23 protein-coding genes are annotated in these 26,330 nt (G+C 38.8%); 6 read left to right on the plus strand and 17 right to left on the minus strand.

Annotated elements, in window-relative coordinates:
* Positions 1-8: 8 nt before the first annotated feature.
* From QCD85_RS19960 to QCD85_RS19985, 6 genes are all read right to left on the minus strand, one after another.
* The gene (locus tag QCD85_RS19960; protein WP_273616357.1) at positions 9-842 is read right to left on the minus strand and encodes a CheR family methyltransferase; all 834 of its coding nucleotides are present in this window, start codon (positions 840-842) and stop codon (positions 9-11) included.
* 164 nt (positions 843-1,006) lie between these two features.
* Positions 1,007-4,714, minus strand: coding sequence for a response regulator (locus tag QCD85_RS19965; RefSeq protein ID WP_301263677.1), 3,708 nt, complete (start codon positions 4,712-4,714; stop codon positions 1,007-1,009).
* The gene (locus QCD85_RS19970) at positions 4,711-5,880 is read right to left on the minus strand and encodes a PP2C family protein-serine/threonine phosphatase (RefSeq protein WP_274172869.1); all 1,170 of its coding nucleotides are present in this window, start codon (positions 5,878-5,880) and stop codon (positions 4,711-4,713) included. Before QCD85_RS19970 ends, QCD85_RS19965 begins: the two co-directional genes overlap by 4 nt.
* A gap of 200 nt (positions 5,881-6,080) precedes the next feature.
* Positions 6,081-6,425, minus strand: a complete 345-nt coding sequence (locus tag QCD85_RS19975) for a general stress protein (RefSeq protein ID WP_273616358.1) — start codon at positions 6,423-6,425, stop codon at positions 6,081-6,083.
* An 84-nt stretch (positions 6,426-6,509) separates the two neighbouring features.
* On the minus strand, positions 6,510-7,088 hold the full coding sequence (locus QCD85_RS19980; RefSeq protein ID WP_273613574.1) for a hypothetical protein: 579 nt from the start codon (positions 7,086-7,088) through the stop codon (positions 6,510-6,512).
* Between the two features lie 96 nt (positions 7,089-7,184).
* The gene (locus QCD85_RS19985; RefSeq protein ID WP_273613575.1) at positions 7,185-7,694 is read right to left on the minus strand and encodes a DUF948 domain-containing protein; all 510 of its coding nucleotides are present in this window, start codon (positions 7,692-7,694) and stop codon (positions 7,185-7,187) included.
* Between the two features lie 333 nt (positions 7,695-8,027).
* On the opposite strand from QCD85_RS19985, the gene QCD85_RS19990 reads away from it, so the two are divergent.
* Positions 8,028-8,192: a DUF1328 domain-containing protein gene (locus tag QCD85_RS19990; RefSeq protein ID WP_083243274.1), complete on the plus strand. Its 165-nt coding sequence runs from the start codon at positions 8,028-8,030 to the stop codon at positions 8,190-8,192.
* Positions 8,193-8,287: 95 nt separating this feature from the next.
* Here QCD85_RS19990 and QCD85_RS19995 read toward each other — a convergent pair whose 3' ends face one another.
* The 11 genes from QCD85_RS19995 to isdC form a co-directional block, all read right to left on the minus strand.
* Positions 8,288-8,884, minus strand: coding sequence for a hypothetical protein (locus QCD85_RS19995; protein WP_301263678.1), 597 nt, complete (start codon positions 8,882-8,884; stop codon positions 8,288-8,290).
* A gap of 34 nt (positions 8,885-8,918) precedes the next feature.
* A complete protein-coding gene (locus QCD85_RS20000) occupies positions 8,919-9,794 on the minus strand; it encodes a cation diffusion facilitator family transporter (RefSeq protein WP_273613577.1) in 876 nt (291 codons plus the stop codon).
* Positions 9,795-10,143: 349 nt separating this feature from the next.
* On the minus strand, positions 10,144-11,769 hold the full coding sequence (locus QCD85_RS20005; protein WP_301263679.1) for an ABC-F family ATP-binding cassette domain-containing protein: 1,626 nt from the start codon (positions 11,767-11,769) through the stop codon (positions 10,144-10,146).
* Positions 11,770-12,092: 323 nt separating this feature from the next.
* Positions 12,093-13,097: an MBL fold metallo-hydrolase gene (locus QCD85_RS20010; RefSeq protein WP_273613578.1), complete on the minus strand. Its 1,005-nt coding sequence runs from the start codon at positions 13,095-13,097 to the stop codon at positions 12,093-12,095.
* Positions 13,098-13,224: 127 nt separating this feature from the next.
* Entirely contained in the window at positions 13,225-14,001 is a 777-nt protein-coding gene (locus QCD85_RS20015; RefSeq protein ID WP_301263680.1) for an ABC transporter ATP-binding protein, read from the minus strand.
* Entirely contained in the window at positions 13,991-15,055 is a 1,065-nt protein-coding gene (locus tag QCD85_RS20020) for a FecCD family ABC transporter permease (protein ID WP_301263681.1), read from the minus strand. Before QCD85_RS20020 ends, QCD85_RS20015 begins: the two co-directional genes overlap by 11 nt.
* A 24-nt stretch (positions 15,056-15,079) precedes the next feature.
* Positions 15,080-15,976, minus strand: coding sequence for a heme ABC transporter substrate-binding protein IsdE (isdE, locus tag QCD85_RS20025; RefSeq protein WP_301263682.1), 897 nt, complete (start codon positions 15,974-15,976; stop codon positions 15,080-15,082).
* 96 nt (positions 15,977-16,072) lie between these two features.
* Positions 16,073-20,077, minus strand: coding sequence for an NEAT domain-containing protein (locus QCD85_RS20030; protein ID WP_301263714.1), 4,005 nt, complete (start codon positions 20,075-20,077; stop codon positions 16,073-16,075).
* 109 nt (positions 20,078-20,186) lie between these two features.
* Positions 20,187-20,678, minus strand: coding sequence for an NEAT domain-containing protein (locus QCD85_RS20035; protein WP_273613583.1), 492 nt, complete (start codon positions 20,676-20,678; stop codon positions 20,187-20,189).
* Positions 20,679-20,800: 122 nt separating this feature from the next.
* Positions 20,801-21,283, minus strand: coding sequence for an NEAT domain-containing protein (locus tag QCD85_RS20040; RefSeq protein WP_273613584.1), 483 nt, complete (start codon positions 21,281-21,283; stop codon positions 20,801-20,803).
* 28 nt (positions 21,284-21,311) lie between these two features.
* Positions 21,312-21,788, minus strand: coding sequence for a heme uptake protein IsdC (gene isdC, locus QCD85_RS20045; RefSeq protein WP_273613585.1), 477 nt, complete (start codon positions 21,786-21,788; stop codon positions 21,312-21,314).
* A gap of 393 nt (positions 21,789-22,181) precedes the next feature.
* On the opposite strand from isdC, the gene QCD85_RS20050 reads away from it, so the two are divergent.
* From QCD85_RS20050 to QCD85_RS20070, 5 genes are all read left to right on the plus strand, one after another.
* Positions 22,182-23,147, plus strand: coding sequence for an ABC transporter substrate-binding protein (locus tag QCD85_RS20050; RefSeq protein ID WP_301263683.1), 966 nt, complete (start codon positions 22,182-22,184; stop codon positions 23,145-23,147).
* A gap of 1 nt (position 23,148) precedes the next feature.
* Complete coding sequence (locus QCD85_RS20055) at positions 23,149-24,153, plus strand: FecCD family ABC transporter permease (RefSeq protein ID WP_301263684.1); 1,005 nt, start codon at positions 23,149-23,151, stop codon at positions 24,151-24,153.
* The gene (locus QCD85_RS20060; protein WP_301263685.1) at positions 24,150-24,980 is read left to right on the plus strand and encodes an ABC transporter ATP-binding protein; all 831 of its coding nucleotides are present in this window, start codon (positions 24,150-24,152) and stop codon (positions 24,978-24,980) included. The genes QCD85_RS20055 and QCD85_RS20060 overlap by 4 nt, the downstream gene beginning before the upstream one ends.
* Positions 24,977-25,312 (plus strand): heme oxygenase, encoded by a 336-nt coding sequence (gene isdG, locus QCD85_RS20065; RefSeq protein ID WP_273613589.1) that lies wholly within the window; start codon positions 24,977-24,979, stop codon positions 25,310-25,312. The genes QCD85_RS20060 and isdG overlap by 4 nt, the downstream gene beginning before the upstream one ends.
* 158 nt (positions 25,313-25,470) lie before the next feature.
* Positions 25,471-26,232 carry a DUF4253 domain-containing protein gene (locus QCD85_RS20070; protein WP_301263686.1) on the plus strand — a complete coding sequence of 254 codons (762 nt, stop codon included), beginning with the start codon at positions 25,471-25,473 and terminating at the stop codon, positions 26,230-26,232.
* Positions 26,233-26,330: the final 98 nt, after the last annotated feature.

Here is a 26,330-nt window from a genome sequence, read left to right on the forward strand (position 1 = left end):
TACAATCTCTAATTAATTTTGCGATATACTTTCTCTACGCGATCCAATAATTCATAACTATCACTGTATTCTGTAAATTGCATCGATTCTTTGGAGCCTAGTACTAATATGCCAAAACGACTCAAGCTCTCGTTAAACAATCCGTGAACTTGATCACGTAATTCATCATTAAAATAAATCATAACATTGCGGCAAAGAATAACGTTAAATTCGTTAAATGAACGATCTGTTGCTAGATTATGCTCAGCAAAGATCATATTTTTTCGTAAAAACGGTTGAAAGATTACAGAACTATATTTCGCTGTATAATATTCAGAAAACGAACGCTTCCCGCCCGCTTCTAGATAATTTTTAGTGTAAAGTTGCATACGTTCTATTCCAAATACACCTTCACGCGCTTGTTGCAAAGAACGGTTATTCATATCCGTCGCATAAATTCTTGCTTTATCTAACAAACCCTCTTCATGCAATAAGATTGCCATTGAATAGACTTCTTCTCCTGTAGAACATCCAGCATGCCAGATCCGAATATAAGGATACGTCCGTAATAAAGGAACGACTTTCTCACGAAACATACGAAAAAGAGAAGGGTCACGAAACATTTCAGTGACCGGTATCGATAAATTCTGTACTAAGCGTTCAAAACAAGCACGATCATGCAGTACTTTTTCTTGAAGTGCTGAGATAGATTTAAGATTCTCTGCATGCACATGATGCCAGATTCGTCTGGTTAAAGAAGCTCTGGCATAATTGCGAAAATCGTAACCATATAGACGATGAACTCCATCCATAAGCAAATCAACTTCGATATTTTCGCGTTCTGCCAGATTATTGACAATCATTTCATCCGCTTGGGGCGGTTCGGATTTGATTGGTAATTGGTCACGTTCTGTCTGTGTCATTATATTCAGCCCCGATTCAATATTTCTTGTATATTTTTCAAGTGTAAAATGTCTGTGAAAGATATAAAACTTCAGTATTACTATCCATTACCCAAATTATTCACTTACGAATACAACCATACACGCATTAATGATAAAAGTTGGTCCGTTTGAATCGGTTTTTTCACATAATCGGAAGCACCGGCTTCAATACATTTCGCTCGATCATCTTTCATCGCTTTCGCGGTCAGTGCAATAATTGGTAATTTCTCATAAGCTGGAATTTGGCGAATAATACGCATCGCTTCGTATCCATCCATTTCTGGCATCATCATATCCATCAATACCAGATCAAAATCATCCTGCTGTAAAAGTTCTATCGCTTCCCGTCCATTTTCAGCAAATGTAACATCCATCCGATATCCTTCTAACACACTGGATAAAGCAAATACGTTACGCACATCATCATCGACTAACAAAATGCGTTTGCCTTCAAACAATGTTTCTTTATTATGCAGCTTTTGTAAAATACGACGCTTATCTTCTGGTAAATCAGCTTCGACACGATGTAAGAACAACGTAGTCTCATCTAACAAACGCTCTGGAGATTTCACATCTTTAATAATAATAGACTCTGCATATTTGCGTAATTGTGTTTCTTCTTTATTATCGAGTTCTTTACCTGTATAAATAATAATCGGTAGATCACTCAATTGTTGATCATCACGAATACGATCTAATAATTCGAAGCCTGTCATATCTGTAAGCATTAGATCCAGTACCATACAATCATAACGCTTGCTTCGTAGTTCATTAAGAGCTTCTACGCCTGTAGATACAGCAGTGATCGCAACATCATCATGTCCTATCAATTCAATAATCGATTTACGTTGATTTTCATCATCTTCGACAATTAATAATTGTTTGAGGCTTTGATCTGTATAAGATTCCAAATGAGAGAATGCTTGTTCAAGCGATTCTTTGCTTGATGGCTTTTTGAGATAGGCAATCGCTCCCATCATTAATCCTTGCTTCACATCATCGACGACAGAGATCACATGAACAGGAATATGACGTGTATGAGCATTACTTTTCAGTTCACTCAAAATTGACCAACCATCCATAATAGGTAGCTGGATATCAAGAATAATCGCATCCGGAATATACGTTTTGGCCATATGCATACCTGTATCACCTTGCATAGCGACTAAAGCTTTAAATCCACGACCACGAGCCATTTCTAATAAGATTTTAGCAAAATTCACATCATCTTCGATAATCAAAATAACTTTATCGTTTTTACTCAAACGATCTCGATCATCTGCTAATGGTTGTGGAATAATCATTTGTTCTTCATTCATACTATTTTTGTTAGGTGTTAATGAACCTGGTGAATTGCGAAGCAATTGCTCTGTAAAGTCAGCTGGCGTATATACATCACGGTTCGCTGTATTTGTGTCCGATTCTTCTGCTTGTGTTACCTGTTCATCGGTCAGTGCATCTTGTCTTGGCAAATAAAGTGTAAAAGCACTGCCTTTATTTTCTTCCGATTCCAGTCCGATTCCCCCACCAAGTAGACGGGATAATTCACGACTGATCGATAATCCTAATCCTGTACCACCGTACTTACGACTGGTTGTACCATCTACCTGTTGGAAAGCTTCAAAAATAATATCTTGTTTATCTGCTGGAATACCAATACCACTGTCTTTTACTGTAATAGCTATATAATCATGCTTGCGATTCAGATAAGAAGGTACTTGTTCCGCAGCAGGAATTTTAATATTGACATCAATATGACCTTTATCTGTAAATTTGAACGCATTCGATAACATATTACGCAACACTTGCTTCACTCGATGATCGTCTGTCACTACAGCTTCTGGAACATTATCATCAATATTGATATTTAGATCTATTCCTTTTTGGATAGCCACCGGAGCAAAGTTCATATTTACAAATGTTTCGATCGCTTTCATCGGTACAGCCTCTAGATTAATATCCATTTTACCTGCATCTACTTTGGATAAGTCTAAAATTTCATCAATCATTTTCAGTAGATCCGCTCCGGACATATAGATCGTGCTTGCATACTCTACCTGTTTCTCGGTCAGATTACCGCCTTTGTTCTCTGTAAGCAATTGAGAAAGAATCAATAAACTGTTGAGCGGAGTACGTAATTCATGAGACATATTAGCAAGGAATTCTGATTTGTATTTACTGCTTATTGATAATTGTTGTGCTTGTTGTTCTAATCGGTGACGACTTTGTTCGATCTCTTGATTCTGCTCTTCCACTTGTTGTACTTGTTCTTGTAATTCACGTGTCTTCGCAATTAATTCCGTGTTGAAATGTTCCAACTCTTCTTGCTGACGTTGTAACAAATCTTCTGAACGCTTCAACTCTTCTGTTTGTTCTTCCAGATTTTCGTTGGTGCGTTTTAGTTCTTCTTGTTGCATTTGCAATTCTTCAGACTGACTTTGCAATTCTTCCGTCATTGCTTGCGATTCACGCAATAACTCTTCGATATGCAATCGACGATTAATATTATTCAAAATCACGCCTAAATTATGGCACAACAGCGCAAGTAATTGTTTTTGTAACTCTGTAAATGTGCCTAAAGAAGCTAATTCAATAACACCTAACAATTCATCATCAAATAAAATCGGATAGATCATAATACTTTGAGGTGGGTTCTGCCCTGTTGCTGAATGAACAGAAACATAATTATCAGGTACATGATCTAACATGATAGGGTGTTGATCAGAAGCACATTGTCCTGCAAGACCTTCTCCCAACATCAAAGTAGGCTTCGCTTGTAATATACCTTCGCCTGCATAAGATGCTTGCAAAGCAAGTTCATTAGGGTTGTTAATCTTACGTACATAAAGTGCACCAAAATGTGCGCCCAATGTCGGAGAAAATTCATTGATAAATGTCTGTGCACTCTGCTCTAATGTGCTAACGCCACGTAATAACTCTGTAATGCGTGCACTGTTCGAGTTGAGCCATGATTGATCTTGTTGTGCTTTTTGATAACGATGCTCTGCTTCTCGTTGCTGTTCCAGATCGGTTGCCATCTCTTGAAACACACGAGCTACATCGCCGATCTCGTCTTTGGATTGAACTTTAATTCGGCTGATCGCCCGCAAACGCCCTTCCGAAAAACCGTTGATCATTAAGGAAACTGTCCCCAGTCCTTTACTAATACTTGGAATAATCCATAACATAATCAGTAGACTCAACAAAATGCCACCTAACATCACAAAGGTGGTTGTCTGAATAGAGTTCTGATATGCTTGGTTCGCATTTTTTATTTCTTGATCGATAGCAAGGTCTTGATAGTCTGCTAATGCGTTCGCTAGAGCACCCAAATTATTCTGAGCAGCTAGCCCTGTGCCGGTACGATAATTGTTAGCTTGAGCAATCTGATTATCTTCTAATAGATTCAATACTTGATCGCCATAAGCATCAAAGTCTGTCCAAGCATCAGCGACTTCATTAACCATTTGCTTTTCTTCTAACGTTTGAGCACTCTTTTGTAATAAATCTACATTTTTTTGAGCATCATCACTTAACTTCTGTACAGTAGCACGACTTTCGGATACAGATTCTGATGAAGCGCTTAGCAATTGATTCGCTAACGCTTTGGCAATACTATTCATATCCCCGCGCAAGCTTGTAGAATATCTTACTTTTAAATACCGATCTTGATACACTTTATCTAACTGTGCATTCATGTAATTCATTCGATCATAACTGATAAAAGCCAGCGTCATCATTGTCAAAATGATAACGCTGAATCCTATAACCAGCTTCGTTCTAATTTTCATCCAAGCTCCGCTCCTTCAGCCAAAGAAATCCATACTAAGCATTTATCATCATCACGTTCTTGTGAAGATATCTCGTCAAAAAATACTTTTTCAATCTGTTGTTTATTGATGTGATGACTGGATTTCAATTCATTGATCAAGAATTCTAATTGTACATCTTGATCACCTTCAACCATTTCCAGCAAACCATCGGTATAAAGGACAAGGTGAGCAGCGCCTTCATATGAAAAGCTTTTCGGTTCTGCTTCAATACGATCAAATAATCCAACCGGGAATGTAGTGGTAGACAATTTGGTAATCTCCCCATCGTCATGGAAAAATAGTCCTGGTGGATGACCCGCATTTACATAATCTACCCGTTTGTATTTGGTATCGACAACCAGATAAATAGCGGTAAAGTAGTATTGCACCAGTTGATTTTCGATATGCAATTGATTAAAGCGTCGATTCAGCTCCTGGATTACTTTTTCTGGTTCTACATAAGTCGTTACTGTATCTTTCAATACAGAAGCGATAAACATACAGAATAAAGAAGAAGAAATACCATGTCCCATCATATCTAACAAAATAACTCCATATCGTCCTTCACCTAACGGATACCAGGCATACAGATCTCCTGCTAGTTCAAATGAAGGCTTGTAAAGTGCTTCAATTTGAATATTGGTTTCTTGAATAGGTACACTTAATACAGCATGCTGTACCTGACTTGCTAATTTCAACTCATCTTGAATATGTTGATCACGCTCTTTGTGCCAATCTTTTTCATGTTTTAGACGTAACGCAAGGCGAATTCTTGCTAACAGTTCCACTTTGTTAATCGGTTTGGTCACATAATCGACTGCCCCTGCATCCAAAGCTTCAGCTAACTTTTTAGAATCCCCTACAGCGGTAACCATAATAATCGGAATATCACGTAGTTCATCATGTTGTTGTACTATCCGACAAGCTTCAATTCCATCCATTTCCGGCATCATCATATCTAGCAATACCAGATCCACTTTGTTCATCTTCGGTACATTGACTACACCTGAATCTTCAATCCCTAAATATCCAAACATTTCACGTGCAGAAGAAGAAGTCGTTATATTTGTATATTTTTCTCGCTTAAGAATTTCACGAATAATAATCACATTAGTAGGGTTATCATCAACTATTAATATATGCATAATTTCTCCTTGTCGCCTTATTTCAGCTTTTTTAGACGTATACTGATTGATATACATTACCAAATGCAGTTTCTATTATAGATCAAATACCTCTTTTGTCCAAAAAGAAGCTGTATCAAAACTCGTCAAAAAACCTTCAATTCTACTAAAAAGTAAAATTGAAGGTAGACGATTCACTGTTATATTTTGATACAACTTCTTTATGATTTACGATTGGCAATAACAAGTACTTTGCCCAAATCGAGTTCACTTTCATAGAAATCAGCCTCTTCTTTCGTAAAGCCCATAGATGTAATTTTGGAGCGCAATTCGTCTCCCCGTGAACGGAAAAAGTTAGCTACAGAATCGAACATTCCTTCTTCTTTCACGCCAACTTCTTTGGCATTAGCTGTTTCTGCAATTTTTTCAGTACGGTCTTTTTGATGTGCAAGTACATAAATCTCTTCAACGCTATATCCTGTATTACGCAGGTTTTTAGCTTCTTCGACTGCTTGTACACCATTTTCGACTACTTTAGCATAAGCTTTGGAATCTGTTGAACTCATCATTCTCCACTCTCCTCTATATACTTATGATTGAATAGTATTAACCTTACTTATCATGGAATGAAACATTTAAACGATAGGCTGTTATTCTGAAGTTGCATCAAATATGTCTACGCTACGAATAGCGCCTGTGCTGGAATCATAAAACACTTTTAGAGCAGATATACCATTGGTATAACCTTCTCCATCTTCTGCTGAAAAATCAGGAGTACCTAGTTCTTGTCTGATCTCGGCTTTGTCTATCGTTAATGTCCGACCATCTAGTGTAAATCTGCCTGCTTGTTTAGGCACACTAATATAGGTAATCCATTGATCTTGAAAACCAACACTTACATCTTTGTATTGATATTCTTGATCTCCTAACTCGTTGGTCACAATATTCATCGGTTTCCCTTTGATCCGTAGAACATCTTCTCTGGTATCTGCCAAAGAAATTCCATTCAAACGGCTATATTGTTCATCATAAACAGAGTCAGTCGTTGAATACACCGCAGTCGAAGCTGTTAACTTAGGTGTCGCTACTTCAGTATAAGATACTGGTGTTGCTTCATAATCAGCAGTTTGTACAGCTGTAACAGCTTGTACTGGAGTAGCAGCGGATACTTGAGCAGAACCGGAGTAAGGGGACAATATGCCAGCAAGTAACATCATGAAAGTAATCATCGTCTCACCCTTTCTTACGGTATAAACTCTCAATACAATATACGTTGTTATCGGTTATACCTTTGGTTAATGATCTTAAAAATGTACAAATTCCTTTTATTTACGATATCTTTGCCATACTGTAGCCGCTGTATCTACCCATTTCATCCAGTTGGTAGCTTTACTGTGGCTATATGTAGCTGAGTACGATTGCAATGTACGTTGTTGAGGTGTAGAAGCAGTCGCTTGATTGCTTACGCCTGTTTTTGTAGAAGCAACCGGTTTTGGTTTACTTTCACCAATATGTTTTACTTTTTCAATAACACGTGTCGACAAATCTTTAGAAGACAATGTTACTTCGTTTAAGATTTCGCCCAAGTTTTTTACAGTTTCCATTAAAGGATCAACCTGTTTTAGTTTGTGTTCAACATCCACTGTAATATCGTTCACGTTACGGATCGTTTGTTTCACTTCATACGTTAACTCTTCGATCGTTTTTTGTACGTCTACCAAAGTAGAAGATACATTGTCTAAAGATTTTGCTGCGGATTGAAGCACTTTAATTAGGAAGATAACAAGTGCTACAAATGCTAATGCGATAACGGCTACACTAATCTCAATAATCATGGCATTCCCTCTCTTTTCTTCACAATATGATTTGGTGTTACTACATTTCTCTAGTAGAAAATGTATCTGTCAACATTTCAAGATGTTACTCAATAACTACCCTTCAGTTTTGTCACCGAAACATGATGGCGTTATGAGCATCAAGATACGCTTGCTTAAACAATGTAAATTGTTTCAAGCTAAACTTTGTCGGTTAAGATACAACTACCAACGACATCATAACATTGAGTCATCGTAGATTACACATACATATCTACTCAATAGAAGTCGTTTTACGATTATTTCAATCGTTATTTAATTATACTTAATATTGAAAAGGAATGGTGATTACTTATGTTGAAATGGTCTGTTATCCTACTAATCATTGCATTAGTAGCTGGTATCTTCGGATTCTTCGGAATTGTTGAAGCTGCTGCTTCTATTGCTAAAGTATTATTCTTTATCTTCTTAGTATTGTTCGTGATCAGCTTGTTTACAGGCAGAAAACGTAGTTTCTAACAAAGCACTAATCGGTTAGAAATGACTATAATACACCAAAAAACGCTTATCTCTTCAAGAGATAAGCGTTTTTGTTATGTAAGTACCCGTTATCATTATCGCAATAACAATCGGGGTAGACTCATCAAATTGAGCTTGAATGATACTTGAATATGATCTTGTTCAAATTCCATCTGGCTTACATTTGCTATAGCAGGGAAATATTTAGTTAACGATATTCGAATAGGAGAAATCAGTGCCCCTTGCACATTTCCATGACGAACATGAGTCGCTTGATGATCCAAAATCAAAAAATTATCTTCTCGTCTAATATGAAAATCAAGTATTGCTCCAAAAGGAATACCAAAATATGTTCCTGTTAGATCAGCTTTGACCGTATCATGATACAGAGTGAATTGCGCTCCGGTCATTTTCAGACCGACCGGAAATTCATCTTCACGATCTATCAATTCCTTTTTGGCTAATTGATTAAATTCATCTTCAGAAATAGTCGTCTGTAACTTTTTGGTCTCGATCATTGCTAAAATTTTGGATGTTGTATCTATATCTGTATAGTTCAGATTAAGCTGGCGTTCAGGCGCTGCTGCCCAATATAATGTAGCTGCTCCTGCAATCCCTATTACCAAAATGATGCTGATTATCCAAATGATCCACAAATGAATACGCCGAGTGGTAGAACGTGTACCGGACATGTAAGCTGCCCCTTTATACAATATAATGTAGTGTTTATTTGATCGTTTTTGGTTCTACATGTACATGAACATATCGGATATTATGAACTAATTCCATTTTGGCTTCAATCTCATCCGTAATATCATGACTTTCGATAATCGTTAAATCCGGCTGTACCTCGATCACTACATCTAACAACGTCTGACTTCCATTCACACGAGCTTTGATATCTTTGATATGCTCAACTCCATCAATCGATTCGATCGTTTGACGCAGTCCAGGTAATTCTTTTTCGTCGAATCCATCAGTTAAGCGATGCATTGATTCACTTAGAATTTCCCAGGCAGTTTTGCAAATAATTAATCCGACGGCAAGAGCGGCTACAATATCTAACCACGGCATACCAAATTGAGAACCGATAATCCCTACTGCTGCTCCTATACTCACCATCGCATCAGATAGATTGTCTTTAGCCGCCGCTTTGAGCGCTTGACTGCCCGTTTGTCTTGAAAGCTTAATATTATAGCGATATACGAAATACATCACTACAGCGCATAGTACAGCTACACCTGCTGTCCATAAAGCCGGAGATTCTTCACGTCCTGCGAACAGGGATTGTACACCATCTACGAGCACCTGTATGCCTACCATCGCCATAATAAAAGAAGCAATTAACGCGGCAACTGTCTCTGCGCGGAAATGTCCATACGCATGATCAGAATCAGGCGGTTTTCTCGAAATTTTCAACCCGATCAGCACAGCTAATGAAGCTACAATATCTGTTAAGTTGTTAAGCCCATCGGCTTTGAGTGCACTTGATAAAAAAAGATAACCAATAACTAATTTGAAAGCAGACAATACCAGATAGCTAATAATGCTAACCCATGCTCCGCGTTCCCCTGCCTTAATATTTTGATATACATCAACCATTTTGTTCCCCCTGCTATAAATTAAGCATTCAAAAATGCTGAGATTATCTTTTTTAAATATCCTGTGTACATATACGTCTGTAGAGCTTGTTTATCTTATCAAACGAATACATAGTGGGTCTAGAGAAACGTTTTAGGTTAGGTCAAACGTTGTGAGACCAAGCAAATGTTGTATGACAGACGAAATCTTGTAACGACTATACAACATTTTTGCCCATAGGAAAAATGAGCCGAATTTTTCTATATAGATCACTATCTTCTACACAAAAAAATCCTTCTCTGAGCGCAAATAAAAAACGGCTCTCCGTAAAGAGCCGCTGTTTCACTCTAATCTTATCCTTTTGCTATCCTTATACTTGTACAGGGTACATCCGTTCACGCATTTCTTTAACTTCTTTGTTTTCCAAGTATTCATCATAGCTCATCATACGATCGATCAGACCTGTTGGTGTGATTTCGATAATACGGTTTGCAATCGTTTGGATAAACTGATGGTCATGAGACGTTAGAATAATCGTACCATCAAAATCAGTCAAACCGTTATTGAGTGCTGTGATAGATTCCAAGTCCAAGTGATTGGTAGGTTCGTCTAGTAGCAATACGTTACCGCCCATTAACATCATACGGGACAACATACAACGTACTTTTTCTCCTCCAGATAGAACGTTCGCTTTTTTCAGCGCTTCGTCACCAGAGAACAACATACGTCCTAAGAAACCACGTAGGAATGATTCGTCTGGATCTTTGGAATACTGACGTAACCAGTCTACTAATGTATCTTCTACGCCATCAAAGTAAGCCGAGTTATCATTCGGGAAATAAGCTTGAGAGGTGGTAATTCCCCATTGGAATGTACCTGAATCCGGTTCAATCTCACCCATCAACAATTGGAATAACGTTGTTTTTGGTAATCCATTTGGACCAACCAAAGCAATTTTATCGCCTTTGTTGACTGTGAATGTTAAGTTGTCGATTACTTTTTCGCCATCAATAGATTTCGTCAAACCATCTACTAACAATAACTGTTTACCTGCTTCGCGTTCACCTTTGAAGTTGATAAATGGATATTTACGGTTCGAAGGACGAATATCATCAAGCGTAATTTTGTCGAGCATTTTTTTACGAGAAGTCGCTTGTTTGGACTTGGACTTGTTCGCACTAAAACGCAAGATAAAGGCTTGTAGTTCTTTGACTTTGTCTTCTTTTTTCTTATTCTGTTCACGACCCAATTGTAGAGCAAGTTGACTGGATTCGTACCAGAAATCATAGTTACCCACATACATTTGAATTTTACCAAAGTCGATATCGGCAATATGCGTACATACGGTATTCAAGAAGTGACGATCATGGCTGACTACGATAACTGTACCATCATAATCGGCTAAGAAATTTTCTAACCAGTGAATCGAATCGATATCCAAATGGTTGGTAGGCTCATCCAGTAACAGGATATTCGGATGACCGAACAATGCTTGCGCCAGCAATACGCGAACTTTTTCGTTACCGCCAAGCTCTTTCATTAATTTGGATTGCATATCGGTTTTGATATCCAGACCGTTTAGCATTTCTGCTGCTTCGGATTCTGCTTCCCAACCGTTCATTTCAGCGAATTCAGCTTCCAATTCGCCTGCACGCATACCATCTTCATCTGTAAAATCAGCTTTGGCATACAATGCATCTTTTTCTTTCATAATATCGTACAGACGCTTGTGACCCATCATAACAGTCTCTAGCACCGGAAATTCATCATATTCAGATTGGTTCTGTTTCAAAATAGCTAAACGTTCGCCCGGTGTAATATGGACTTCACCCTGGTTAGGCTCAATTTCACCAGAAAGAATTTTTAAAAATGTAGATTTACCTGCACCATTCGCACCGATTAGACCATAGCAGTTACCCGGTGTGAACTTGATATTAACATCTTCAAAAAGCGCGCGCTTACCATAGCGAAGCGTGACACCTGTTGTATTGATCATGTATTCATTACCATCCTTATCGTTAGTGAAGTATTTGTTGTAGACGTGTTGACCTCTATGAAAATAAGCATCGCTGTTTTCATAAAATTGCCGATGGCAATAGTATACCACACAACACCATCTAATCGAACAGCAGTATTGAGGAAACTGGAAAAAATGTGCTGGAATATTTGAAGTGAGTTGCTCAGTTAAAATATCACTTGATATATCACGATCATCCAGCAAAGCAAAAAACCGTTTAACTTCAACTCAGTTAAACGGCGAAATATGCCATATTTATTGCTATCTTATCAATACATGTATTCTTTCTACATCTTATCTGTTTATAGCTTAGACTGAGCATTACCATGCACAATTAGAGTCTCGCCATGAGCCAGTACACGAATACGTTCTTCAGCGATCTCCAGACGTTGTCGTTCGGCTTCTAATCGATCTAATGCTTCGCGGGCAGTATCGTCAGCCAGACGGAATGTACCGTAATGCATCGGAATCATCGTTTCGGCTTGTACATCGCAAAAAGCACGAATTGCTTCTTCTGGTGTCGTATGTTGAGAGCTCATAAACCATTCAGGTTCATAGGCTCCTATCGGCATCAATGTAATATGAATCTTGTAGCGTTTACCAATTTCAGTGAACCCCGGGAAATAACCGCTATCTCCAGCAAAATAGATCGTTGGCGGCACTTTCTCTTCAATAGAATGATGAGTAGGATGTTCCGCCTGCTCTGAACTCACAGGATGATGCACAGGTTCTATAATATACCCGCCCCAGTGTGATGTATTGGTATCTAACAATGTACGCCGACTCCAGTGCTGAGTGGGTACAAACGTAATATTGATCTCGCCTACTTTAAACGTTTCCCACCACTGCATTTCATGGCAACGTGCAAATCCTTTACGTTTCATTTTGGCTTTGAGCCCTTGTGGAACGATAATCAGTGTAGAACTACGGTAAAGCTGACGAATCGAACTAATATGCATATGATCGTAATGAGCATGAGAAAGTAAAATAATATCGATTGGAGGAACATCTACAATCGGAATTCCGGGCTGTCCTATTCTTTTTTGAAAGCCCATTCGACTTGCCCATACAGGATCAGTAACGATATTCAATCCTTCGTATTGTATAAAAAAGGTAGAATGCCCTACCCATGTAATCGAAGCATCTTCACGATTATGATGTAAATAATCCATCTCAGGTGGATGATTAGGCACTACATAGGAATAGTCTTTATTTTTGAGTCGTCGTTCTTCACGCCATTGCCGTAGTTGTTTGAGGGTCTTATCCGTACTGACATTATCCATATTGTTATAGCGAATCTTCGGCATGTGCTACTCACTCTCCTCAGTGCTTTTCTTTTTCCACTATTACCCTATTTTCAAAAAAGCGTATCAAGCTACACTTCGTCAAGCCTAGATCCAATAGACAAAAAAGCACTACTTACAAGCGATCCTATTACTGCCCTATCCCTATCGGAATTAGATGCAGACCTGCTTCAAGATCGCGTCTAACAAGCACTTCGACTCCATAAATATCACGAATAAGATCGGTAGTGATCATATCTGTCGGCAATCCACTGGCGACAATCGCGCCTTCTTTCATCGCAATCAGATGATGGCTGTATCGAATCGCTTGATTGATATCATGTAATACCATCACAATCGTCAGTTGATGTTGTTCATTGAGATCGTGAATCAATTCCATAATTTCTAATTGATAATACATATCCAAATAGGTCGTTGGTTCATCAAGAAAAAGAATCGGTGTTCGCTGTGCAAGTGCCATAGCAATCCAGACCCGTTGCTGTTCGCCACCAGATAATTGATCAAGTGTACTGAACCTTTTACTTTGTAAATTCGTACAGTCTAGCGCCCACTCGATCGCTTGTTCATCTTCTTCTTGAGAACTGCTAAATAATGTACGGTGTGGTAATCGCCCGAAGCTAACTAGCTTTTCGATCGTAAGATCTGCTGGTGCTTCATTTTGCTGATGCACTACAGCTAATTTACGTGCTAATTCTTTGGGTTTGTACTGAGCAATTTGCTTGCCATCCAGTATCACTTGCCCGAGACGGGGTACAGCATTGTTAGACATCACATGCAGTAATGTAGACTTGCCACATCCATTAGGCCCAATAATGGTAGTGATTTTACCTTCCTGAATCTGAGCATTCACTTGATGTAGTCGATCAATACGACTATCATACGAAAAAGTAATATCGTTAACGTCCATAGATACGGTCACTCCTTGTAATGAGGAAAATCAGAAAAGGGCCGCCAATGACCGCCATAATAATCGAAGCTGGAATTTCATTAGGAGCCAGTACGGTTCGACCTAGTGTATCTGCTAGTAGTAATAATAAGGCTCCTGCTACTGCTGAAAAAGGAATCAACCATTTATGATCTGATCCTACCAGTTGCCTTGCAATATGAGGAATCAATAGTCCGATAAATACAATCACTCCAGCAATAGCTGTTGCCGTGGCTGCCAAAATAACAGCAATCACTGAAATGATAAGCCGTGCACGAGTCACATGCAGACCTAAGTTTTTGGCTGTTTTTTCTTGTAACGCTAGAAAGTTACACCATGAGTAAACAAGCATTGCTAGAATCAGCCCGAGTCCACCATACATCAAAATAATCTCAACATCGACCCACTTTTTCATCGCTAATGTAGAGGTGGTCACCTGATTAATACTGGTGACTGCATAACTTCCCCGATAATTAAATGATTGCCCGAGCCCTGAAAAGATCGCATTAACCGCTACACCGATCAATATTAAGCGAATCGGATGCAGTCCAGATTTCCATGAAAATCCATATACCATTAGACATGCCAGCGCACCGCCAAAAAACGAAAACAAAGGCATCCAGAAATATAAGGTTGGAAATACAGTCACAGCAATCAAAGACACCAAAGCCGCTCCAGAAGATATTCCGATCACACCAGAATCGGCTAACGGATTCTTCATCACAGCTTGTAACAACACCCCTGCTACTGCCAGTGCCGCTCCTGCCATCATCGCTACAATAATGCGAGGCAGACGCAAATCTCGGACTACATTGACCTGATTATCAGTACCTGTCCATAGACCGTGTACCAATTGCCATGCCCCTACTTTAAGACTACCGGTCATTGCTGAAAATAAAACAACCCCGATCAGTAGTAAACATACGACAATAAAGCTCCATAGTCGTTTGCGGTTTTGACGAGAATACACAGGTTGGTGAGATACATTATATTCAGTTTCTTGTTGCACATATTCAGTAGATGGTTTAGTTATCATTAGTAACATCCTTCATATGATCGATTAGGAGGAAGGGTACATCATTTTCAATAATTCATCAAAAGCTTGCGGAGCAGAAAGACTTGCGGTCGTACCAAATAACGGTTCAGGCAGATCATACACTTGCCCTGTTTGGACTGCATTAAAATGCTTCCAGATATCATTACTTTTGAAATCTTCGTCAAACATCTTCACGACTTCTTCTGGCATACCATGAGCAGCACGCAAAATAATGTCTGGATTAGACTTTTGCAAATATTCAGTATTTGAAGCTAAATATTCTACACTTTCTCCTTGTACAATATTGGTTCCACCTGCAATTTTGACTAGATCGCCAATATACGAATGTTCGGTAGCTACTAAATAACTGCCCGGTACGCCGAGAAGAATTAATACTTTAGGTGATTTTTTGCCTGCGGTTGCCTTTTTTACTGCGGCTACTTTGGCATCTAGCTGACCTGTAATTTCTTTAGCTTTAGCTACGCGATCAAATTTGGTTCCCATTTTCAAAATTTCATTTTCCATTTTTTGCAGACTTTCAAAATTTAAAAATTCAGCATTCATATTTAAATCTTTAAATTTGGGTTCAAGATCATATTGAAGCGTAGTTACAGACAATACATCTGTCGGTTGTAGAGATAATACTTTTTCCATATCAGGGCTCATCGGGTTACCGACATCTGGAATATCTTTATATTGTTCAGGTAATGTTTTGGTACTGGTTGGTTTACCGACTAAAGGAAGATCTAACGCAGACATAATTTCGGTAATGGCTACAGTGGTAGCGACAATTCGTGCAGATGAAGCTGAATCGGTTGCAGATGGATTAGCGGATGTAGATTGTTCTGCTCTAGCACCTGTTGAACACCCGGCTAATACAAGAACAATGACCCACAACCATGCTGTATATTTTACATTCACTGATTTCCCCTCTTTCTATCGATTGTCCCTTACATGCCTACAAGTCCTGGCACAATCGCACCAAGACTCACAGACATGATCATTAGATTGATCGAGTTACTGCTCTTTTTTGCTTGCTAGATCAAACTGGAATTGTACGGTGTACCAGTGATCATAAGCGACACCGCCGATAACTAATCCAGGCACAATCACATGGGTGTATGCACTGATTTTTTGAGATAAATCACCTACTTCAAATTGCACTACACGCTGATCACCTGATGTTGAGATCACTTCAACATCTTGCAAAGTACCGTTTTGCTTCACTTGCAATACCGGCATCCAGCTACTTTTATCCAGTGTAATTTGAGCAAATGTTTTACCGTCTTTTTCGATTAAGGTCGCTTTTTTGTTTACATAGTCATTCATCACGGATAGTTCGTTACTTTGATCTTTGTATACTTTATAAGCAATCGTGTATTTTTGTTCTGTTGTAGCTTGTGGTTCTGTTACTTCTGTTGTCGGATGGCTTGGTGTTGATACTGTTGGTTGTGTGTCTTGAGCAGGTGCTGTTACTGTTTCTTCGATTCCATTTGCTTTGAGTGTATTGCGATCAAATATAATTTGTCCGCCCATTTTCTCATTGTTCATATAACGATCTGGAATAGACACTTGACTGAAAATACTTAGCTTTTGATCCAGATTAGGCACTTCAAATGTAATCGTACGAGCGTTGTCTGTTGCTGTGTTTGTCACAATCGTTGGATCGGTATATTTCCCTTCGAAATCAGTCTGGAATGTAGGTACAGCCTGACTATTTTTGATCGTAATCGTGGCATAGACTTTGCCATTTTTCGCAGTCAGTTGAGCCGTCTGATCTACATAATCAGCCAGTACAGAATCTTGTTCACTACCATTTTGTAAAATGCGATATTGAGCGGTATACTCACCATCTTCGATGGTATTGGTTCCTTTTTCTACTGTTGTGGTCGTCTCGGTTGTATCTTTGGTGACTTTGGCAGTATCAAATTTAAATTCAAAATCATAGACTGTCTCGTTCTTATTGTCACTATCTGTCGGAGTACTCGCTATACTCACTCCACTGCTTGTGACTAATTGCGCAGCAATATTCTTTTTAAAATCAGCTACACTGAAACGTACTGTTTTGGTGTTGGCTTGCTCATCGGTTGCTGTTACTTCTGCATCTGTATAGACTCCATTATTGCTAACACGTAATGCTTTTACTTCTTTGGCATCTTGAAGAGTTACGATCACATACCGTTGATCTCCTTCAACTACGAATTGAGCAGGTTCATCTTTAGATAGAAAACGTTGCACAGGAGACACTGCATCTGAAGATGAATTAGGTACAAGAACCTGGAAAGGCATTTTGTACTTACCATTGCTTAATTTATCGTAATCCAATGGAATAACTGGCGTAGATGTGGTGGATGCTTTTGGTTCTTCATAAGGTCCTAGCGGGCCAAATTTGAAATCAACATTGTACGTATGATCATAGACACCTAAACCTGCAACTTCACCTTCTGGAATAAAAACATGTGTATTAACAACGATCGTCTCTGACAAGTCTTTCACTGGAAATTGAACTACACGTTGATTACCACTTGCCGAAATGACTTGCGCATCACTTCCGCCTACTTTAAATGTTTTGATCCAATCGCTTTCTTTTAAAGTAATTTGCACATATAGCTTACCTGAACGTTTGATGACTGTTGCTGGATGTAATACATATCCATTCATCACCGATTCTTCTTTTTCTTTAAATTTATAAGCTACAAAGTTAGCACTATATTTCCCGTCTGCCACTTCACCCGGATTCGTAGGTACTGTTGGTGTAGTTGGCTCTTCTGGCGTAGTAGGAATCACTGTCATATTATCTAGATCGAATTGAAGACGAATAGCATAGTCAGCTTCATATACGGAGCCTGCATATGCTGTTTTGATATGCACTTGAGCATTTAGTGGACGGCTCGGATCAGTCACAGGGAATGTAACGATTCTTGTGTTGTTGATCTTATCTTCGCTAACGATTTGAGTATCTGTAAGTGTGCCTTTTTGCTCTGTTTTAAAAGCCGTAATTACTGAACTATCTTTAATCACTTTTAGCGTAGCTTGATAGTTACCATCGACTGCGGTCAATGTCACTTTGGAATCGAAATAACTACCCATTGTCGATACCGCATCTGATGTTGATTTTAACGTAGACATCGGAATACTATACGTTCCATTGTCCAGTACTACAGGTGTAGGCACTGTTGGTGTTGTCGGTTCTGGTAATTGCATACTGTCAAATTTGAATTGAATCGTATAGTAATGATCATAATCAGGTGTAACTTCAGGTGGAACCACTACATGTGTATAAGCATTTAAAACAGGATTCGTTTTGGATAAATGTTCTGCTTCAAATTGAATGACTCTCGTATTTTTTGCTACATCCGTCGAAATAACAGTCACATCGGTATAATTTTTCCCACCGTTGCCGTCGACTTGTAATGACTTGATCCAAGCACTATTTTTAAGTGTAAGTTGGATATACTTTTTCTCATCTTTGATAATGAATGTAGCTGGTTTTTCTACATAGTCATCCATGACGGATATTTCGCTACTGTTATTTTTGAATACTTGATAATTAATTGGAGTCGTTTGATCTGGAACAGGCAGGACTACCGGGCCAACACTGTTTGTATCCCATTTAAAACGAATTGGATAATCGGCTTCATACACTGAACCTGCATATGCTGTTTTGATATGCACTTGGGCTTTGACTATCGATTCTAAATTAGCGATCGGGAATGAAACGACTCGCGTGTTCGCTGTGGCGTCTGTACTGACGATACTCGTCTCGGTCAATGCTCCATTGTATTCTGTTTGAAAAGAAGTAATCACTGAACTATCTTTGACAATATTCATAATGACTTGATACTTACCATCTTTAGCTACTATTGTTGCGGGATTACCAAAATAGGCAGCCATTGACGAAGGATCATCTGTTTTTTCTTTTAATGTCGCAACCTTGAGACTATACTGCCCATCGGGTAACGATAACGGAATCGAAACTTTGTCAAAATTAAATTGAACCGTATACCATTGATCATAAGCTCCCATATTGGGAATCGTACCTGCTGGCATTACAACATGCACTTTGGCATTGATAACCGGATTGGTTTGGGATAATGAATCTGCTTCAAACTGTACCAAACGTGTATTGGCTGTTTCATTTGCAGAGATCAATCCTACATCCGTATAGGTTCCATCTTTATCGATATCTGTCTGTAATGCTTTGATCCAACTGCTCTGATTTAATGTCAGTTGAATATACTTTTTGGTTCCATTGGTGATTAATTTAGCTGGCTTTTGCAAATAGCTATCCATCATCGATGTTTCATTTGTTCCATCTTTTAATACTGTATATGCAATAGAAGTTTCCGTTCCTGTCGCAGGTTCAACTGGAATAACAGGCGGTGTTTTGTCTATAACTTTCAAAGTGGAAGGATCAAGTGTTAACCGTTCATTATAAGAAGATCCGTTAAATGTATAAGCAATATTGATTTCTTTGGACATGTCATATACATCAAAAGCAACTGTCCCTTTAGTCGTACTTCCATCATCTAAAGTTACTTTGGCATCTTGAGTCTGATCGTTCTCAGTAGCTTTGAATTGGGTAAATAAATAGGCATTTTCGCTTGCAAATAAGAAATGATATTGACCATTTTTGATAATCATTTGTCCTGGAGTCTTCGCATTGGAAGGATATTTAAATATATTAGAAGCAACAACTTTTCCAGAAGCATTCGTGCGCGTCACCTGGTAAGCAATAGTGTATTCACCGTCTGCATAAGTGTCATATGTAGCGGTAGTGACTGAATTTTGACTCGATTGTACTGTAAATAATGGCTTTTCTGTAGCAGGGGTTGTTGCCGGACTTGTTGCTTCAGACGTTGCGCCTGAAGAAGAATACGTATCGTCAGTTACACTTGATCCTGAAGCACTGCTTGATGAAGGGCTTGTCTCTTCTGCAAAAACAGCCGATAACGTCGGAGATACCAACGATAACATCATCAAAAATACAGTACATACGATCAAATAAGTTCTAAATTGCATTTTCAAAGTTCATAATCCCCCTGTTAATAAAATAGACTTCTCTAGAACATAAAAGCTCCAGAGAAGTACGTTGTATTTTGGAATACTTTTTTACATAGATGAAGATATGTTAGATGCTATCTTCGTCAAACAAATATTGCACTGTGTACGTATGGTCGTAAGGAACGCCAGCGATTTCGGCAGGAACTACGACATGAATTTGCGCGTTCACTTTAGCAGATAAGTTGCTTACCGGAAATTCAAAGGTTTTAGTATCGCCACTTGTTGTCGTGGTCGCTTCTACATACGTACCATTTTGTTGTGTTTTAAATGATTTGATCCAGTCTTTGTGCTTCAATGTTACTTTGACTTTAGCTACACCATTTGTAACGACAAGAGTCGCTGGTTTGACTGAATACTCGGAGCTATCCATATACGAAGCATTAGTAGTTCCATCTGCATATACAACGTAATCAATAGAATACGTACCATTAGGAATAGCAGCATGTGCTGATTTTGCAGAAAATGGAGATAGTCCTGCAAATACTAGAGCCGCCATCATCAACATCATGACTACTTTTTTGAATGAAAATTTTTCTACTGTATTTATCATCATATTCATCGATATATCCTCTTTTCTACAGGTAGTGGTCTACATATTTGAAGCCATACATCTAACCATTCAAGCCAATCCGTACTCATCTATCGCACCCCACTGCCAATAGAATAGTATAGCGTTCTAAATTAGATACTGTCTGTGTCAAATTGCAGTTGTACGTTATATTTACCTGTGTAATTAATCACAGGGATTTTGATTTCTGCATACGCATTTACTTTGCTATCCAAGTTAGCTACAGGGAACTCAACTACTCTTGTGTTAGCAGACGTATCTGTACTTACTACAGTCGCATCTACCAATTGTCCATTTTGTTCTACTTTGAATGCTGTAATTAAATTACTGCTTTTGATCGTTAAGCGAACAGTGTTCACGCCATTGACTACTGTTACTGTAGCTGGCTTCACAACATAACTATCTAGACGAGACGTATTTTCTGTACCATCTGCTAATACTTTATAATCTACGCTATATGTTCCGTTTGCTAGAGCTGCATGTGCTGATTTGGCTGACAATGGAGCCAGTACTGCAAATGCTAAAGCTGCCATCATCAAAACGATTAATACTTTTTTCAAATCCCATTTTTCCATACGGTTCATTACTGCGTTCATTATTCAACACACTCCTATTAGTTTTATTTTATTTTTTGATCGCTTTCAGACTTTTTGAATCTAAAGCTAAGCGAATCGTATAGTCATGATCATAATTGTATGAACTCACTGTTACATGAATTTTAGATACAATAGGATTTTTGAGATCGGCAATCGGAAATTGCACAATCCGTGTATCTTTTTTGCTATTGCTTTGAATCACTTTCGTATCCACAATCTTGCCTTTGTATTTCACTTTGAATTGCGTGGTCCACTCACTATGATTGAGTTGTACCTGCATCGTCATTTTTCCATTTTTCACGTATAACTTGGCAGGTTTCTCAAAGTAATCATTTGCCATGGAGACTGAATTATTTTCCGCTTTTAATACGTCGTACTTGAGGGTATATGTACCGTTAGCCAATTTGGAAGAAGCCGCTTGTATCGTATTGATAGGCGTTATCCCTATGACGAACAGACTAACCATCAAGAGCGAAAGTATGATTACGGAATATCGTTTATACATATGGACAGCATTCCTCCTAAAATCTTTAATTTTAAATGATTATCATTCTCAATTAAGATTAAAAAAATAAGCTCTTACCGAGCGATTCATTCTCTCCTTTCACGATAAAAGATCGCAAATCAAAGTGGATACAACTCCGATATTAGAGCAACCTTCCAGTGGTTGTCAATACGTTAATATCATCATAAAATCTGTGATATATGAATTTTAATTATCTTTTTTCAAATTCCTTTTCCTATATATGCCTTCAAATTCAATATCCAATTCATCCTAAAATTTAACTAAAATATTTTATTTTCAATTGACAACTCAATTGATATTCATTATCATTTAGTTACAATTTAATTGAAAATGATTATCATTTGCAACGAAAGTAATTATAGGAGGATACTCATGAAATCATCATTGCTCTGGTCATCTGCTCTGCTCTTATTTGTAATGACCGGATGTAGTTCAGCGGCATCAACGAATGTTACTACTCCTTCTGCTAATGCTGCTACAGCACAACAGGCTTCTATCACAATTACTGATTTTGCCAAAAGACAGATCGCTCTCACTCAGATCCCACAGCGTATTATTGCACTCAGCAATGGCGATATGGATATTATCTATGCACTGGGCGGAACTGTAGTCGGTCGACCGAACTCTAATGGCCCTGCTGTTGTAAGCGCTGCTGAACAAGTAGAACAAATCGGTTCCACCCATGAAGTCGATCTGGAAAAGATTACTTTTTTACAACCTGATGTAGTGCTCGGGAATTATCCTATGAATGAAAAAGATATCCCTGCGATTGAAGGTATTGGTTCTAAGCTGATCTTAACAGGAGCTAACTCTATTCAAGATATTCAGACTCAAATTACATTGTTTGGACAACTATTGCAACAAGAAACAAAAGCCAAACAACTTAACAAACAGATACAAGATCATATCCATACATTGAACTCCAAAACCTCTACTGCCAAACCTAATGTATTGCTTGTGTATGGAGCACCCGGAACGTATATGGCGGCTTTGCCTAATTCATTAAGCGGTAATATTCTCGAAGTAGCAGGTGGTCATAATATCGCTGCTAATCTACCCGGTCTGCAAAACTTTCCGCAGTATGCACAGCTCAATACAGAGCAGGTTGTACAAGCGAATCCTGATTACATTATGATCATGACTCATGGTAATACCGATGAAGTCAAAGCTGGCTTTTTGAAAGAAATGCAAAACAATCCGGCATGGAACAGTATCAAAGCAGTACAGAACAATCAAGTGGAAGTCCTTCCATCTACGCTATTCGGCACTAACCCTGGAACTAAAGTCACCGATGCTTTGGACTTGATTCATCAAACATTGTATCCGGAACGTTCATAAGATGAACAAACAGCAACGTAACCGCAGACGATGGCTTGTCGCTATTAGTCTGCCTTTGTTATCGATTATCGCTTGTCTGTATGGTGTCTTATATGGCTCTATCTCTATTCCACTGAGTGAAGTGATACCGATATTATCGGGTCAGGAGCCATCTGCATATCGTACGATTTTGATAGATTTGCGCTTACCGCGTGTGATGATTGGCTGGTTGGTCGGAGCTTGTCTGGCTACTGCTGGAGCACTGTTACAAGGTGTAATGAAAAATCCGTTAGCGGATCCAGGCATTATCGGTGTCTCTGCTGGTGGCGGGATCACAGCGATGATCACGATGGTGATGTTACCGCAGTTAAGCTATCTACTTCCGATAACTGCTTTTTTAGGCGCTTTTGTTACAGCGGTATTGATCTATTTACTGGCATGGGATCGCGGAGCTTCACCTGTAAAAATTATTCTAGCCGGGGTCGCTGTTAATGCGCTACTAGGTGCCTTAACTAACGGGATTATGGTCATTTATAGTGATCGAGTACAAGCTGTTCTTCCCTGGTTATCCGGCGGACTGAATGGACGAAGTTGGTATCATCTTGAATTTATGGCGCCTTATGCGGTATGCGGGTTGATCCTGTCACTATTAGCTATCAAGCCAGCCAATCTATTATTGCTTGGCGATGATGCTGCTCAATTGTTAGGGCAACGGGTAGAAATGAATCGCTTGCTTATTATTTTATTGTCGGCTTTTCTAGCAGGGGCTGCTGTAAGTGTAGCAGGATTGGTCGGATTTGTCGGGCTGGTCGTTCCTCATATGATTCGGTTGATGATTGGAGAAGATTATCGCTTTTTACTCCCCTTCTCGATGATTGGCGGTGGCACACTCGTTGTTTTTGCAGATACTGTCGCACGTTCGTGGTTCGGTTCGATTGAATTGCCTGTTGGTATTTTGCTTGCTGTAATTGGAGCACCATTCTTTTTATTCCTATTAAAACGGAAAGGAAGGTTCGGTCTATCATGATACAGTCGATTCATCCTTCTACAATAACAGCAGCGATTGAAAGCAAGCAACTCAGTCTGGATAATGGTCATTTTCGTCTGGATCAGATTGATATTTCTTTGCCAAAAGGTCAAATAACCGCGATTGTGGGACCTAATGGGTCTGGCAAATCCACCTTATTGCGATTGCTTACAAAACTGCTCAAGCCAGATCAAGGGCAAGTACATATTGGAGATCGTGAGATTACTAGCTATTCTCTACGTGAATTATCGACAACGATTACGATGCTACCACAAATGAAAGAGATGCTTCCTCAATTGACAGTGCATGAACTGGTCGCTTATGGTCGATCACCGTATAGACGAAGCTGGCATACCGCTCACAATACAACAGATACAGCAATTGTCGATCAGGTGATGCAATGGACAGGGATAGAACAGTATCGAGATCGTATGTTCCATACTTTATCTGGAGGTGAACAACAGCGTACACGAATAGCGATGGCACTGGCTCAACAGACCGATATTTTGCTACTGGATGAACCGACCACTTTTCTCGATATTGCGCATCAATTTGAAGTCATGGATATGCTAAAACGGATTAATGCGCAATCTGGATTAACTATTGTTATGGTGCTACATGATCTGCAACAAGCAGTCGCTTATTGTGATTATATGATTGCACTCAAGCAAGGCAAAGTCGCTACGTCGGGTATTCCACAACAGATTCTTACGACTGAGTTTATTCAGGACATTTACCATATGAAAGCTCGAATACTATTTGAGGGTGGTTATCCGCTTATTTTGCCGGTTATCCCCCATCATCAATCAGGAGGTCATTTGATATGATTATTGTAACCAATACTTCTAAATTAACTAAAGGTAGTGCACATTTACTTGTGGAGCGTTTTGACAAGGTAGGCAAAGTGGAATACATGGAAGGCTTTTTGGGACTTGAAGTGTTAGTTAATCAAAATAGCAAAGAGTTCGAAGAAGTTACGATCAGTACGCGTTGGGCATCAAAAGAAGCTTTTCAAGGATGGACTAAAAGTGACGCTTTCCGCGAATCCCATGCTCATGGCTCTACACCAGATTATATTATCGAAAATAAAATTTCTTTTTATGATGTAAAGATTGTTCGTGATCCTCTTCAATCTTCCAACGATCAAGCTGTCGTCTAATACCAGACTTATTTTAGAAATAAGATTGAGCTTTCAAACAACCCCTTCTTTCATAGAACGGGTTGTTTTTGATTTGTTTTGATAGGAGTGATTACGTTATATTTAAAAGCAGATAGTACTCAGATACATACTTAAGATGATAAAGGAGCACGATATTGATGAGTTCAGAAATACTGAATTATTTGCAACCATATAACCCGTTATCTATAGAAGCAAAAGAAATCACATTTCCTATCCAACCTAAAGGAACACCCTATTCATTACTTGTTATTCCTGATGATAATATTGAGGAAGTGATGGAAGATACGCTAGATGATTACGACTCCTTAACCGATTATGTCGATCAACAGTTAGCATTACTGCAACAGATGGATGTATTGGATACATTCAGAACATTGGTCAGTCATCAATTACTCGATACCGATCTAGCTGAACAAGCTAAGTCGATACAACATATGAATTGGGCATCATTGTATGAGATGTATAGCAGATTATGGGAAGGACATGCGTGGTTAGATGAGCGATTGATTCCATATCAACAAGTGGATTCGTTATGGCCTGATTTTCATGCGGCAAGTGAACCAACAGATCAATGGATTACACTTCCTTTACCTGATAGCAGAGAATATATCGCTCCATTGATGGTTCCTATGGGTGGGTTCAATGAATGCCCTGCTCCTATACTTCAAGCTTCTCTTTTCCAGTACTGGCATCAACAATATAAGGCTATTCCTATTATTGTGAATGAAAGTATTTGGATTTTACAAGCCTCTATCAGACCTGTCACTGATGAAGAAGCTTTATTACTCGCTCAAGAACACTTTATGTTCTGCTCGTATGTTTTGGAATCATTTGAGTCGATTGGACAATATGCTACTTATCTTCAAAAGCAAGAGTTCTGGTATTTCTGGTGGGATTAACAAACGAGCAATCATCTATACCTCTTTTGGGGTACAATATGAAGATGGTAGTATATTAAATTTAAAACAAATGGCTATAGCTGTATCAGTCATTTGAT

It is taken from the genome of Paenibacillus sp. PsM32 (genome assembly GCF_030433815.1).
In the GTDB taxonomy this organism is placed as follows: domain Bacteria; phylum Bacillota; class Bacilli; order Paenibacillales; family Paenibacillaceae; genus Saccharibacillus; species Saccharibacillus kyungheensis.